The organism is Mesorhizobium sp., from assembly GCF_024509055.1.
Taxonomy (GTDB): domain Bacteria; phylum Pseudomonadota; class Alphaproteobacteria; order Rhizobiales; family Rhizobiaceae; genus Mesorhizobium.
In genome coordinates this window covers 1-2,957 of sequence record NZ_JANINM010000219.1, presented here as the reverse complement: position 1 = coordinate 2,957, position 2,957 = coordinate 1, and the positions used below count along the sequence as shown (strand labels likewise).

Sequence of the window (2,957 nt, the reverse complement as noted above, 5' to 3'; positions counted from 1 at the left end):
TCGTGCCCTACGAGGTCGCGCCGCTCGACGTGCGCGGCCGCACCGTGCAGCTCGGATCGATGCTCGATGCGATCCTCAGCCGTCACGATTATCCCGAGCCGGTCGCGCGCCTGCTGGCGGAAGCGTGCGTGCTCACCGTGCTGCTCGGCACGTCGCTGAAGTTCGAGGGCAAGTTCATCCTGCAGACCCGTACCGACGGACCGGTCGACATGCTGGTGGCCGATTTCACCACGCCGCACGCGCTGCGCGCCTATGCGCGCTTCGACGCCGATAGGCTGCAGGCATTGATCGCCGCCGGCGAGACCTCGCAGCAGACCCTGCTCGGCAACGGCGTGCTGGCCCTGACCATCGACCAGGGCGCCCACTCGCAGCGCTACCAGGGCATCGTCCAGCTCGACGGCACCTCGCTCGAGGAAGCCGCGCGCACCTATTTCCGTCAGTCGGAGCAGATCCCGACCGATCTGAGGATGTCCGTCGCCAAGCTGGTGACCCCGGGTCCCGGCGGCGCCCGCGAGCAATGGCGGGCCGGCGGCATCCTGGCGCAATTCCTGCCGCAGGCGCCCGAGCGCATGCGCGTCCCGGACATTTCGGGCGGTGACGGCGATCCGCGCGAGGTGACGCACGAGCCGGTCGACAATTCCTGGCAGGAGCTGTTGGCGCTGCTCGGCACCATCGAGCCGACCGAACTGATCGACCCGACCGTCGGCGCGGAACGGCTGCTTTACCGGCTGTTCCACGAACACGGCGTGCGTGTCTTCAGCGGCGTACCGGTCGCCGATCAGTGTTCCTGCTCGCGCGAGAAGATCCACGGCATCCTCGAAGGCTTTTCGGCGCAGGAGATCAAGGACAGCACCGAGGATGGCGGCATCCATGTCGCCTGCGAGTTCTGCTCGACGCAATACGATTTCGACCCGGCTGAATTTACCCCGGCGCAATAACGGCCAGGGACCGATCCGTGCTACGGATCGGTCCTAATTGACCGTCCGTCTTGTCCCCGGCATGTCGAGGGAAAAAGCGGGGATGGCGACATCGAACGTCTCGCCACGCCCGTTGCGCATCGTGTAGTGGCCGACCATGATGCCTGACGGCGTCGAAAGCGGGCAGCCCGACGTATACTGATAGCTGTCGCCGGGGTTGAGCTCCGGCTGGTCGCCGACGACGCCGGCGCCGCGCACTTCCTCGACGCGTCCGCGACCGTCGGTGATATGCCAGTAGCGCGACAGCAACTGAACGAAGTCGTCGGAGCGGTTGTCGATCGTCACCTGGTAACCCCAGACATAGCGGTTTTCGGTCGGATCGGACCGATCTTCCAGGTAGAACGGCCTGACCTGCACTTCGATGTTGCGCGTGACGGCGCGGTACATGGGGCACTCCGGTGCTGCGACTGCAAGTATTCGTCACTCTTCGCGGTTTTATCAATGCGAAGCAGCTTGTCCTGCCAGCCTGAAAGCGCAGTGCCGATAAACAATGTCATTTAAGTGACACATGACAATGATGGTGTGCGCGGATCGTGCTGGGCGACTCGGGCGCTCTGTCGACTGATGAACGGCCGCCTGCGGCCTTTCCGGAGTGACCAGATCTCGATGGAACTGACCTTCGCAGCCGCCTTCGCCTCGTCAGCCCTGCTCCTTTCCAATTCCGCCACTATCCTGCTCGCATCGTCGCGGCTGAAGCCGAGGCGCATCATTCCTCCGCCCTCGGGCAATCGGCCGCCGGTCTCGATCGTCGTGCCGTCGCGCGGCGTCGAGCCGTTCACCGAGGAAACGCTGCAGAGCGCCTTCTCGCTCGACTGGCCGCACTACGAGCTGATCTTCTGTGTGGCCAATGCCGACGACCCGGTGGTCAAGCTCATCAACGCCGCGATCACGCGCCATGCCGAGGTTCCGGCGCGGCTGCTGGTCGGCGACGACAGGATCAGCGCCAACCCCAAGCTCAACAATTGCGTCAAGGGTTGGCAGGCGGCCCGGCACGACTGGGTGATCCTTGCCGATTCCAACGTCTTGATGCCGAGGGACTATGTCCAGCATCTGATGGCGGCGTGGCGCCCGAAAACTGGCCTTGTCTGCTCGACCCCGGTCGGCTCGCGGCCGGACGGTTTCTGGGCCGAGGTCGAATGCGCCTTCCTCAACACGCTGCAGGCGCGCTGGCAATATGCCGGCGAAGCGCTCGGCCTCGGCTTCGCCCAGGGCAAGAGCATGCTGTGGAACAAGCCGATGCTCGATGCCAATGGCGGCATCCATGCCTTGGCCGCGGAGATCGCCGAGGATGCGGCGGCCACCAAGCTGGTCAATGGGCTCGGCCTGCGCGTCAATCTCGTCGCCTCGCCCTTCGAGCAGCCGCTCGGCCAGCGCGCGTTTGCCGAGATCTGGTCGCGCCAGGTGCGCTGGGCTCGGCTGCGCCGCGTGACCTTCCCGCTGTTCTTCGCGCCCGAGATACTGACCGGCGCGGCGATGCCCCTGCTGCTCGCCCTGGTCGCGGCGGCCAGCGCCGGGGTCAGCCTGCCCACCACGGCATTATGCGTGCTGGCGATCGCCTACCTGCCGGAGTGCCTGCTTGCCTTTGCCAAGGGCTGGTATCTGTCGCCGCGCAGCGTGACCGCGATGATCGTGCGCGACGCGATGCTTCCCGCGATCTGGGCGCGCGGCTGGCTGGGCGGCGCCGTCGAATGGCGTGGCAACGCCATGACCATCCGCACCAAGGCGATGACCGAACTGGAAGAAGGCGCCTGAGCGCCTTCTCTTCGTCGTTGCGGATGGACTTACTTGGCCGCCTTCAGCGCTTGTTCGATGTCGGCCAGAAGATCGTCGGTGTCCTCCAGACCGACGGAGAGCCTGAGCGTGCCAGGCCCGATGCCGAGTTCGGCGCGGGCCTCGTCGCTCAGGTTCTTGTGTGTCGTCGTCGCCGGGTGGGTGATCAGGCTCTTGGCGTCGCCGAGATTGTTGGAGATCAGCACGATG

General features: G+C 65.6%; 4 protein-coding genes. 2 read left to right on the top strand and 2 right to left on the bottom strand.

Annotated features, from left to right (window positions below; all coding sequences use genetic code 11):
• The first annotated feature begins 2 nt into the window (after positions 1-2).
• Positions 3-938: an Hsp33 family molecular chaperone gene (locus Q0L57_RS10575; RefSeq protein ID WP_296742248.1), complete on the top strand. Its 936-nt coding sequence runs from the start codon at positions 3-5 to the stop codon at positions 936-938.
• A 33-nt stretch (positions 939-971) separates the two neighbouring features.
• Here the strand turns inward: Q0L57_RS10575 and apaG are convergent, their stop codons facing one another.
• Positions 972-1,364 (bottom strand): Co2+/Mg2+ efflux protein ApaG, encoded by a 393-nt coding sequence (apaG, locus tag Q0L57_RS10570; RefSeq protein WP_296742246.1) that lies wholly within the window; start codon positions 1,362-1,364, stop codon positions 972-974.
• 219 nt (positions 1,365-1,583) lie between these two features.
• Here apaG and Q0L57_RS10565 point away from each other — a divergent pair, with 219 nt between their 5' ends.
• Positions 1,584-2,729 carry a ceramide glucosyltransferase gene (locus Q0L57_RS10565; protein ID WP_296742243.1) on the top strand — a complete coding sequence of 382 codons (1,146 nt, stop codon included), beginning with the start codon at positions 1,584-1,586 and terminating at the stop codon, positions 2,727-2,729.
• 29 nt (positions 2,730-2,758) lie between these two features.
• On the opposite strand, the gene Q0L57_RS10560 is transcribed toward Q0L57_RS10565, so the two are convergent.
• On the bottom strand, positions 2,759-2,957 hold a 199-nt coding region (locus tag Q0L57_RS10560), incomplete at its 5' end, for a PLP-dependent transferase (protein WP_296742241.1).

Coding starts and splice junctions, on each gene's coding strand:
- apaG (WP_296742246.1), bottom strand. CDS start 1,364: ATGTACCGCGCCGTCACGCGCAACATCGAAGTGCAGGTCAGGCCGTTC.
- Q0L57_RS10565 (WP_296742243.1), top strand. CDS start 1,584: ATGGAACTGACCTTCGCAGCCGCCTTCGCCTCGTCAGCCCTGCTCCTT.